A 9088-nucleotide genomic window follows, 5' to 3' on the forward strand; every position below is an offset into this window, starting at 1 on the left:
ATTGTTTGTAAAGTTTCATAGTATTTAAGAGAGTAGGAAACTAGAAGTATAATTTTCTTTCAGATACTATTTCAGATAGTATTGTTCTTATGAGTAACAGTAGTGAGCTTTCTGTAAGTAACAGTGAAAATGAATTAGTAGATTTTACTGAAAAACTTCTTGTTGATGTTAAAGATTTTACTAATAACAACAATAAAGTATTAAGTGTTCCCGTATCTGAATTATTGAATTTCGGATCTGGTTTATCGTCATTAATTCCTGCATGTAATACAGTTACTCAAACAATAACCATTCCTACGGATGATTTTTATAAGATTGCTAATAAAGCTGCAGGTGATACTCTAAAATACGCAAAAAATGGGAATCTATGGGGATCTTTAAGAAAAGCTGATGGTGGCTCTAGAATGATGCAGATTTCAAAGATGGAGTCTTTGCAAGGTTCTATGAAAACAGTATCTGCGTTTAATCCTGCTCTTTTAATGATGGCTGTGGCTATTTATTCTATTGAAAAAGATATGAAAAAGATTAAAGAGACGCAGGAAAAGATACTTACCTTTATGGAAGTTGAGAATGAGTCACAGATTGAGGCAGATGTTGAGTCATTGATGGGGATTGCTTCTACTTATAAGTGCAGTTGGGATAATGAAATTTCTGTTACGAATAATCATAAGCTTGTTATCGATATTAAGAATCGTGCTAGAAAGAACATTATTGCTTATCAGAAAAAGATTACTGATATTCTTCTGTTAAAGAAGTTTATTGTGTATAAAAGTAACGTAAATTCGACGTTGTCTGATTTAGGGAAAAAGTTTAAGTATTACAGATTGTCGTTGTATATTTTCTCTCTATCATCTTTGATGGAAATAATGTTAAGTGGTAATTTTTCGGAAGAGTACATTAGTAATGCAGAAAATGAGATAAAGAAATTGTCTGATGACTACTGTGAGAAATTTGAAAAAAGCTCTTTATATTTAGAAAAACTTGGTAATTCGGAAGTGGAAGTCAACGTTGTGAAAGCTATGGGTACTGCTGGTACTGCTGTTGGTAAGCTAATTGGTGGTATTCCTTTAGTTAAAGATGGTTCTGTTGATGAGTTTTTACAAGATAAAGGAAATGGATTACATGAAAATGCTAATGCAATGGTAGCAAAAGCAGTGAAGGAGTTTTCTGTTTTGCGTGATCCGGAAACAAAAGTGTTTGTGGAAAAAATGGAGAATATAACTCAAATTTACAATCGTACTTCGCAAATATGTGTTGATAAAGAAAAAATATATTTGTTGTAAGTTATATATTGTTTCGTGTTGTGAGAAAACGTTGTGTTGATGAGAGTAGAAAAGAAGCCCAAATACTCGCGGTTATTTACGTGAGAAGAGAACAGACTAAGCGACTGGAATAATTAGAACAATTGTAAATCGTAAGCGCAATATAGGAAACAGAATGTAGGAACAGAAAAATGTCAGATTCAGCGATGAAAGAGAAGGAAAAGCAGGAACATACTCCAAGAGAGGAGAAAAATCCACTATATTGTGAATCACATGAGCAAATATGTGAGAACCTTAACAGTGCAAATAAGGAATTGCCCAAGTATAAGGTTTTACAGCCGAGTGCGGAAATCTTTTCCATCTTAATGATTATTGGAACTGTTTTTATGGCGTCCAATAAGCTACAGCTTTTTGGATGGATCACTTATTGTTTTGCAATTCTGCTTCTTGTTGTAGCGTCTCTTATTTGGGTTATTTGTGTTATTTGGCAGCGCAATCTACACAGTCGTTTTCGTAGTGCAAATGTAGATTGTAACAAATCTTTTCTTAGCTATGGCAAGCAACGGTGGAAGGGTAGAATCTCGCTGATTCTTTGTTGCTTTTTTGTGTTAAGTGGTATTCTAACTGCATTCTTTGAAATAACTGCAGTACGTCTTCCAAATCAGTGGCTTTTACAGACTTGGGCGTATGTTATATGCGCGGCAATGCCAGTTGTTTGGATGATTACGATTGCTCTTGTATGTGTCTTCTATAATCTCTATCTTATTTCGCGTATACGGAAAATAGGTATAAGAATTGTACTTCGTTATCTATCTGTTCTACTTTGCGTATTGATTATCTTAGGTCTTGGATTTTTTGACGTTTTGTTTATTGTTGGCAGATATTCTGTGAAACAAAATGATAATGGTACATACACAGAGCACGTGGATGATATGTATGCTCCTTTTGAGTATTATCTTTATAAGTCTGAAGGCCCATTTTTCCTTGAGTATCTTCGACCAATGAAAGATTCAAGTGATACTGATCCAAAAATAAGTGAATCTGAGTGGTATAGCAGAATAGATCGCAATAACAGGAAAGATACAAGATTAAAAGATACAAGATTAAAGGTTGAAGAGCCAGAGAAAAATTCCGATTTGCATGATGCCGCTGAGCGTGATTTAGAATCAAAGAAGGAAAGAAATGCAGCGCTTAAGATATTTGATAAGTATTTTGCGGCGAAAGGATTTACGTTCAAGGAGAGTTATACCGCCAAGGGAGATATGTATTTTGTTCTGAGTGAAAGCCGTTCGGACATTACTTATCTGCAGTATAACAGGGACTCTCAGGATGGAAAATGTGGTCTTTATATTCTGTTTAAGGCTTCAAAATCTTCAGATGGAAGCTGGTCGCCGAGTGATGCTCATATGCAGAACACCTATACTTATGAATATAGCACTGGAGTAATTGCAAAGAGCAGTAGGGCATATTGGTAGTAGGGTTGATTGGTAGTAGGGCAGAGTGGTTGGATGCCAAAATCGAAGAGTATCTGAAGATTGCCAGATAGTGATTGCCAGATAGTAGAATCCATAGTTGTGTGCTCTAGTTGCTTGTGTTGATATGTACCCAGAAAACTGGACACATGTTTTGACACGGGGTTAACAAATGGCTGCCATCCTGTACCTTACGGGATGCATCCATTTTGTTTTCTTCTGGATCCTGCAATTGTTTTAGTAATCTATATATTCACTTTCCAATTTGAATTTAAAACTATATCGCAAAAATGCCCTCCTTACTGGTCTTGTTCAGTAAAGAGGGTGCATATCAATTTAGACAAGGGTGTGTGTTTGTTTTACTGATTGCTTATCTTATTAAACAAAGCATGCAAACAAACAGTGTTGTGTTAGACGGGTTTTTAGGTTCACGTCTGCATTTGTTATTTCGTTGCATTGTTATTTAATATACCTTGTTATTTCATTTCTTTTTTGCCAAATTGTGTTATTGCAATCAAGAATACAAACACAGATATTGCAATTGCACATGGCAAAAATGGTATAAGATTAAATCCGTTTCCTAATCCTGTTGATGTAACTGCATGTAGAGAGTGGGAAACCATATATCCGCTGTAACAATAAGGATAAACTACCCAAAGTGGAGTATTTGCTATTAATACGCCAGGAATTACAAGAAGTATATTTAATCCAACGGATAACATTGACTTTTCAAAAAGCACAGTAATCGCCCACATGACTATTACGCTTGGAATCATAGTCAAAAACAGATCTAAACACCATTTTAGTAGATACATAATTGGGAGCGTTTCTGTAACTCCTGTGCTACTGGTTGTAAACAATCCTGCTATAACGAATACAGCAAAAAATACGACCATTTCCATAAGCAAATAAAATAGCAGTACGCAAAATTTTGCAGCAGAAATCGCGTATCTGCTAACAGGCAGTGCCAGCATTTTTAGTATTCCGTTATTGCTTGTTTCTCGTCCTGCAATCATCACGCAAACAACAATCATACTAAGCGGAAGCAGATAATATGAGTAGACTAATGCGCTTTGAATAAACATAGCAGCCCATGCGTGTGTATATTCTGGAGTGAAGTAGCTATGAAGGCTTGCTACACCAGATCCAACCACAAGTAATGGCGCAATAAAAATCAAAGGAATAATTTTACTACGCTTTACTTTCTTAAATTCGATTCTAAGAAGTTCAAAAAATCTCATTTTCATAATCTCCTTATTCATAGTTATATAGTGCAAGTTTTTACTTATAGTGTGTGTTTTTATTCATAGTGCAGGTTCTTAGCCGCCCACAATCCAGAACATAAAAACAGAAGTGTTTCAACTATGGATACGATTACGACCGTAGTATTAGGTTGCGCGCTCATGGCAACTGCTGGTTTTAGCATAACTATAAAAGGTGATGCCATAAAAAGCACAATGTCTGAAGAAGCCAATGCCATGCCGCTTAAAAATCCTGCTACACCAATTCCAAGCGTTACCCACATGTTTTCAAATCGTGATGATACAAAAATCATAAAGGACAATACAGGCATTGACGTAATAAATGAATATGCAGCAAAAGATATAAGAGTATTTACATTAAACGTACCTTGTGGCAAATCTGTTACACCGATTTTTGCAAGTGCTAAATTTTGTATGCAAATAGCGATTAGTAATAGAACAGTCAGCAGTATAAATTTGCATAGGTACATAGCAGGAACACTCATAGGCAGCATATGCATCTTTTTTACTGCATTTCCCTTAAATTCCATGTTGTAGATAATGCATGCTGCGACTATTATGCCGAACATGTTTAACACCATAATCATGCCGTAAAGCTGTGTAAGAAGAATATCCATAGGAGCTAAAGGCAGGTTTAATAATGTATTTTTTCGTACAATAAAATTCACAAAAGCGTACGCTGCTCCCATAACGCCAATAGCAATCATAAGAGCTATAAAGCCAGTTCTCTTGCATTTTTTTAGTTCGATTACAAGCGTTTTCATAGTCTTGCACTCTGCTTCCTGATCTTATTGTCTTCATCAATCATTGATAGGAACATATCTTCCAAATTGTCGGAAGCAAAACCAGATTGTAATGCATGCTGTCGTAGTTCATCTAAACTACCTTCAAATAACAAGTGTCCGTGATTAAGTATTCCAATATCATCTGCAATAAGCTCAATTTCGGATAGCATATGAGAAGAAATAAGAATCGTGCAATCGTAAAGATCTGGCAGCGACTTAATCAGATTGCGGATTTCGTGTATGCCAGATGGATCGAGTCCATTTGTTGGCTCATCTAAAATCAAAATAGGTGGTCTACCAAGCAATGCTCCAGCAAGACCAAGCCTTTGCTTCATGCCAAGCGAATATTTTTTTGCAAGACGGTCTGCAAACTCAGAAAGACCCACTAATTCTAATGCATCATCAACTGCACTCTTAGGTAGTTCTAAAATGCGACGTATAATGTCAAGATTTTCTCTACCTGTTAGATTTGCATAGAAAGATGGTGATTCAATAAATGAGCCTATTTCTTTCAAAATAGGTATGCGATCGGCAGGAAACTGCTTTCCGTCGATTGTAAATACACCTTTTGTTGGAGCCGTAAGCCCTAGGAGCATTTTCATTGTTGTAGATTTTCCAGCTCCATTTGGCCCAAGAAAGCCGTAAATGCTACCTTTGCGAATATGAAGTGAAACATCATTAACAGCAATAAATGATTTGTATTTTTTTGTTAAATGTTCTGTTGTAACAATATTGTTCATGGCAATATCTCCTTTCAGGATTTATGATATTGCGTCAACCTTTCTACAACATTCTCTTCACCTTACATCTACCTTACATTTTTATGCGAGGTCAAAAAATGAATATTCACATGGCATAATATATGTTAGGGGGTTCTCCATGAATCGGAATGATTATTTATTGAACAAGCATCTGCTACTTGTTGATGATGAGCAGGAACTTCTAGATATGGTTGTATCCATATTAAACGAATATGGTTTTTATAATATAACGACTGCAAAAAGTATAAAAGATGCAGTAGAGGCAACACAAAAATTACGTCCAGAATTAGCAATCCTTGATGTTATGCTCCCCGACGGTAATGGGTTTGAGTTAATGAAGCAGATAAAACAATATAGTGATTGTCCTATCTTATTCCTTACTGCTTGCGGTGAAGATGAAGATAAGTTTAAGGGATTTGACTTAGGAGCAGACGATTATATTGTAAAGCCGTTTCTTCCAAAAGAGCTAACGTTTCGCATTATGGCAATTTTAAGACGAAGCTACAAGAGCGAAAATCCCATTGTTAAACTGAAAAATAGTCAGATTGATTTTTCTTCTGCCCAAGTAATAAAAAATAACGAACATATTCCACTCACAGCCAAAGAATATGATTTACTTTCTGCACTTTATAGAAATGCTGGATGCATTGTAACAATTGACGCGTTATGTGAAGCTGCATGGGGAGCTAATCCTTTTGGATATGAAAATTCTTTAATGGCACATATACGTCGTATCAGAGAAAAAATAGAACTCAATCCATCGCAGCCTGTTTCTTTAATAACAGTTAAAGGCTTAGGATATAAGCTGATTGTGGAGTAAAGCAGAATGAAAAGCATACCAAAACTAATACAACGCTTTATAAGTATTTTTCTACTAAGCTCTGTGCTTATAGTATTAATGAATATTATTGCGTTTATTGTACTTATAGGAAATTACGCTCCCGATAAAGAGATATCTCCTTATAGCATAGCAAAAGAGACGGGAGAAGCATTACAATTATCCGCAAGTGGGGATTATGCATTATCCAAAAATATGTCTTCCAAATTGACAAATTCTGGCGCATGGGCAATTCTGATTGATAATAATACGTTGAAAGTCGTGTGGAAAACAGAAAATGTTCCTGCGAGTATTCCAAACGACTATACTTTGTCTGATATAGCTAATTTGAGCGTTGGTTACATTGATGGTTATCCAACTTACACTGGCAAAAATAAGGATGGAGTTGTAGTAGTTGGATTTCCGCACAACAGCTTTTGGAAACATACGCGACCAAGTTGGAACTACAGTTTAATCTCAAATTTTCCGCAGATTGTTTTAAGCGTATTATTTATCAACATTTTGCTGATCCTTGGAATTTATTTAATAGCTAATATAAAACTACTAAAATCAATTAATCCGATTACAAAAGGGATACGACGTTTATCTAGTGGAGAAAGCGTGCATATTCCAGAAACAGGAGCGCTTTCAGAAATTTCATCTAACATAAATTCTGCTTCCGATATTTTGCAAATACAAAAAGAACAATTGAGAAAAAGGGAGACTGCAAGAGCAAATTGGATAGCTGGGGTTTCGCATGATATTCGTACGCCGTTATCTATGGTGATGGGATATGCGGGACAGTTAGAAAATTCTCTACATATTTCGCAGGAAGATCGTAAAAAAGCGACGATGATTATTAAACAAAGTGCAAGAATGAAGAATTTGATTAATGACCTTAATCTGGCTTCAAAACTTGAATACAATATGCAACCAATTATGAAAAAAGAAGAAAATGTTGTTGCTGTTGTTAGGCAAGTTGTTGTGGATTTTATGAATATGGGTATGCAAGATGAGTTTTCGATTAAATGGGAAACGGACGCAGAATTGACTGTTTGCAATATTAATGTAGACAAAGATTTATTAAAACGAGCAATATCTAATCTTATTCAGAACAGCATATCTCATAATGAAAATGGGTGTACGATTTATGTATCCGTTGCTGCAAATAATAATAATTGTATTATTTGTGTTGAAGATAACGGTATAGGTGTTTCAGATGAAAAAATCGAAAAGCTTAATCATGCACCGCACTATATGATTTGCGATAAAAGTACTGCAGAGCAACGGCATGGTTTGGGTTTGCTGATTGTTCAGCAGATTATTGGCGCTCATAATGGAACAGTTGATATAAGTAGGAGCAAACACAGTGGGCTTAAGGTATCTTTAATGATACCGCTTAATTGAATATGGGCAGTAGATGGATGACATCTTTCCACTTAATTGTGGAGACTATAGTATTGATGTCAAAGGCTTAATAGGTGGGTGCAATTTTGCCTTTGTGCAGCAAGGCTTAGTGAGGGCTATTATTAAAGGTTTAGCGTGCGGTGGCTTTAGTCTGGCTTTGCGTGGTTTTTGAAAGCAGTTTGTCTGTTTGAGGGAAGATATCAACGCTCTAAGGTCGAGCGCACAGGATGCTAACGTTAAAAGGTGCACACACTTTGCACCCACCCTGCACCCAGCTGTTTATGTGGGGAAGTGTGGTTTAAGAACAATTTTTATATTGCAGTTCTGTCAAAAATTGTTTTTTTATTGATTTTATTATCGCTTATTTGAATATATTCAAATATGGTTCTTCTTAAATAAGATATGTTTTGAATCACAATACAAAAGTTTGTATGTGTAAGTGAGCAGGGATATAGAAAAAGGAGCTGGGTTTGTGGCTCAGCTCCTTTTTCTAATTATTTTCAATTATTGGTTCACTTTTGTTTAATTTTGTAGGTGAACTTTTTACTCGCGATTCTTCTTGCGAGAGAAGAATGCTGCTGCAGCTCCCAGTACAGCAATCATTGCGCTGATCAATCCTACTCGTTCCACTTCAGCACCAGTCTTTACTAATTGGGACGAATGCTTTGCAGGAGCCTCGTTGCCGGACTTAGTAGATTCGTTGGTGCTATCTTGAGCGCCGGAATCTGTAGAGCTGCTGCTGCCAGTAGTAGATCCGCTAGCTGAACCGCCATTGTTAGACGTGGAGTTGCCCGAATCAGAACCAGAACCTGTTCCAGAGCCTGTTCCAGAACCAGAATTTCCGTCGTTGTTTCCGGCGTTGCCAGTGGCGTTGTCGCTCTCGGTACCGTTCTTAGAGTCTTTAGCGGTTACATCACTACCGTCTTTGATTTTGTTTGCTGGAATAGTGACTTTACCGTTAGTTTTATCAACGTTTACGCCTTCTGGAATGTTTTCACCAGTCCAGTTTCCATCATTGCCTTTCTTGACAGTGATGGTCTTCGTGGTGTCTTCACCTTCTGGCGTATAAGTGATTTCCAGAGTATCAGTACCGTCTGCTGGAGTGATCGTGGCTGAGCCTTGACCGTCTCCGTCTACTGGAGTGTTGACGGTTGGAGCATCTGGCTTCTTTGTTTCAGGAGCGGTTGATGGGTTGGTTCCTGTTTTACCAGTTTTTTCGTTGCTCTCGGTACCGTTCTTAGAGTCTTTAGCGGTTACATCACTACCGTCTTTGATTTTGTTTGCTGGAATAGTGACTTTACCGTTAGTTTTATCAACGTTTA

At 36.6% G+C, this 9088-nt stretch carries 8 protein-coding genes; 4 read left to right on the forward strand and 4 right to left on the reverse strand.

The window, feature by feature from the left end; genetic code table 11:
* Nucleotides 1-89: 89 nt before the first annotated feature.
* Both ACZ0NX_RS06155 and ACZ0NX_RS06160 read left to right on the forward strand, forming a co-directional pair.
* Complete coding sequence (locus tag ACZ0NX_RS06155) at nt 90-1283, forward strand: hypothetical protein (RefSeq protein WP_060786512.1); 1194 nt, start codon at nt 90-92, stop codon at nt 1281-1283.
* Nucleotides 1284-1453: 170 nt separating this feature from the next.
* Nucleotides 1454-2737: an MATE family efflux transporter gene (locus ACZ0NX_RS06160; RefSeq protein ID WP_464406133.1), complete on the forward strand. Its 1284-nt coding sequence runs from the start codon at nt 1454-1456 to the stop codon at nt 2735-2737.
* A gap of 473 nt (nt 2738-3210) precedes the next feature.
* Here the strand turns inward: ACZ0NX_RS06160 and ACZ0NX_RS06165 are convergent, their stop codons facing one another.
* The 3 genes from ACZ0NX_RS06165 to ACZ0NX_RS06175 are packed head-to-tail and all read right to left on the reverse strand — an operon-like array spanning nt 3211 to nt 5521.
* Complete coding sequence (locus ACZ0NX_RS06165) at nt 3211-3975, reverse strand: ABC transporter permease (RefSeq protein ID WP_464406135.1); 765 nt, start codon at nt 3973-3975, stop codon at nt 3211-3213.
* A 59-nt stretch (nt 3976-4034) separates the two neighbouring features.
* On the reverse strand, nt 4035-4760 hold the full coding sequence (locus ACZ0NX_RS06170) for an ABC transporter permease (protein ID WP_016784736.1): 726 nt from the start codon (nt 4758-4760) through the stop codon (nt 4035-4037).
* A complete protein-coding gene (locus ACZ0NX_RS06175) occupies nt 4757-5521 on the reverse strand; it encodes an ABC transporter ATP-binding protein (protein WP_004129738.1) in 765 nt (254 codons plus the stop codon). The genes ACZ0NX_RS06170 and ACZ0NX_RS06175 overlap by 4 nt, the downstream gene beginning before the upstream one ends.
* 139 nt (nt 5522-5660) lie before the next feature.
* Between ACZ0NX_RS06175 and ACZ0NX_RS06180 the strand changes: the two genes are divergently transcribed.
* On the forward strand, nt 5661-6362 hold the full coding sequence (locus ACZ0NX_RS06180; RefSeq protein WP_020973693.1) for a response regulator transcription factor: 702 nt from the start codon (nt 5661-5663) through the stop codon (nt 6360-6362).
* Between the two features lie 6 nt (nt 6363-6368).
* Nucleotides 6369-7766, forward strand: coding sequence for a sensor histidine kinase (locus ACZ0NX_RS06185; RefSeq protein ID WP_464406137.1), 1398 nt, complete (start codon nt 6369-6371; stop codon nt 7764-7766).
* Between the two features lie 543 nt (nt 7767-8309).
* Here ACZ0NX_RS06185 and ACZ0NX_RS06190 read toward each other — a convergent pair.
* A partial coding sequence (locus tag ACZ0NX_RS06190; protein ID WP_464406139.1) for a hypothetical protein occupies nt 8310-9088 on the reverse strand: 779 nt, incomplete at its 5' end.

The organism is Gardnerella rara (assembly GCF_055452355.1).

Coding starts and splice junctions, on each gene's coding strand:
- ACZ0NX_RS06155 (WP_060786512.1), top strand. CDS start 90: ATGAGTAACAGTAGTGAGCTTTCTGTAAGTAACAGTGAAAATGAATTA.
- ACZ0NX_RS06160 (WP_464406133.1), top strand. CDS start 1,454: ATGTCAGATTCAGCGATGAAAGAGAAGGAAAAGCAGGAACATACTCCA.
- ACZ0NX_RS06165 (WP_464406135.1), bottom strand. CDS start 3,975: ATGAGATTTTTTGAACTTCTTAGAATCGAATTTAAGAAAGTAAAGCGT.
- ACZ0NX_RS06170 (WP_016784736.1), bottom strand. CDS start 4,760: ATGAAAACGCTTGTAATCGAACTAAAAAAATGCAAGAGAACTGGCTTT.
- ACZ0NX_RS06175 (WP_004129738.1), bottom strand. CDS start 5,521: ATGAACAATATTGTTACAACAGAACATTTAACAAAAAAATACAAATCA.
- ACZ0NX_RS06180 (WP_020973693.1), top strand. CDS start 5,661: ATGAATCGGAATGATTATTTATTGAACAAGCATCTGCTACTTGTTGAT.
- ACZ0NX_RS06185 (WP_464406137.1), top strand. CDS start 6,369: ATGAAAAGCATACCAAAACTAATACAACGCTTTATAAGTATTTTTCTA.